Annotated in this window: 1 protein-coding gene; it reads right to left on the reverse strand. The window is 53.5% G+C overall.

Going from position 1 to position 873, the window contains the following annotated elements; all coding sequences use genetic code 11:
- Positions 1-797 (reverse strand): IS256 family transposase (locus JCM15124_RS15590; RefSeq protein ID WP_084609092.1); only part of this gene is annotated, 797 nt, incomplete at its 3' end.
- Positions 798-873: the final 76 nt, after the last annotated feature.

The raw sequence follows: 873 nt of genomic DNA on the forward strand, positions 1-873 counted from the left end.
AGTTCGCTGGCGATGGCCGGCTTGTCCTTTTGAGAGACGCAGTTGATGATCTGCCGCTTGACATGAGCCACGCAAAACTGGTGCGCCGCTCCCGGGAAAACCGCGCAGACAGCGTTCTCCACGCCTGTCAGCGCATCGGACACAATCAGGTCTATTTCCTTGACACCCCTTCCTTTCAACGCTTCCAGCTCGTCTTTCCAGCACAGCGCCCCCTCCGTGGGATGGTTGACCACGGCAAGCACCTCCCGGCTGCCGTCCTCCCGTACGCCCGGCATCGTATAGTAGGCCTCCTTCGACACACGCCTGTCACGGCGCGTGGAAATGAAAGTCGCATCGATGTAGACCGCCAAGTAGTGAGAGGACAGGTCACGGCAAAGCCACCGTTCCACGTCCTCGCGGCAGCTGTTGGACAGGTAAGACACCTGCTGTTTGCTGTAGGAGCGGCCATAGACGCACTCCGAAATCTCGCCTATCTGCTCCGTGGTGAGACCCTTGGTGTAAAGGAGGTTGAACAGACGGGCGCGTTCGTCGCTCTCGCTGCGTATCAGGCCAAGAAGCACTGGGTAGAAATTACCGCTACGGCTGCGGGGGATGCGGAGCGAGAACTCAAAACCGTGGCTATACCAACGGCGAGAACGAAAGCCGTTGCATTGCTCGTCCTCGTTCGCATCCATGAACAACTCACGCTCATGAGCCATCAGGGAGTTCATTATTAAAGACTGAAGGGTAACAAAACCCTCACTACTGCTTGTGTAATTCGAAAGAATTTCCGACATTTGTGATTGTGTAAGCTCCATTGTTTATCTTATCTTTATTTTAGACAATACAAAGATAATAAAATAATGGGCTTACACACTTTTTTAGGACAGTACC

It is taken from the genome of Prevotella falsenii DSM 22864 = JCM 15124 (genome assembly GCF_000613945.1).
Taxonomy (GTDB): Bacteria; Bacteroidota; Bacteroidia; order Bacteroidales; family Bacteroidaceae; genus Prevotella; species Prevotella falsenii.